General features: G+C 40.7%; 1 protein-coding gene. It reads left to right on the forward strand.

Annotation, left to right across the window (positions count from 1 at the left end; genetic code table 11):
* Nucleotides 1–118: 118 nt before the first annotated feature.
* A partial coding sequence (locus tag EIZ39_RS26250) for a GTP-binding protein (RefSeq protein ID WP_240675960.1) occupies nt 119–344 on the forward strand: 226 nt, incomplete at its 3' end.

Here is a 344-nt window from a genome sequence, read left to right on the forward strand (position 1 = left end):
TATCGCTTAATCTTTTTTACTAGGCATTTGCCGAAGAAAGTAGTACAATATTCAACAGAGAATTATCCGTTAACTTATCTCAACGGACTTCTTGCAAATTTACAGGAGGGTCATTTTAATGGCAGAAAAAGAACATTACGTTAGAACTAAGCCACACGTAAACATTGGTACTATCGGTCACGTTGACCACGGTAAAACTACTTTAACTGCTGCTATCACTACTGTATTGGCTCAAAGTGGTGGAGCTACAGCTATGGATTATGGTAGCATTGACGCTGCTCCTGAAGAGAGAGAGCGTGGAATCACAATCTCTACAGCACACGTTGAGTATGAGACTGCTAACC

Source organism: Ammoniphilus sp. CFH 90114, assembly GCF_004123195.1.
Taxonomy (GTDB): domain Bacteria; phylum Bacillota; class Bacilli; order Aneurinibacillales; family RAOX-1; genus YIM-78166.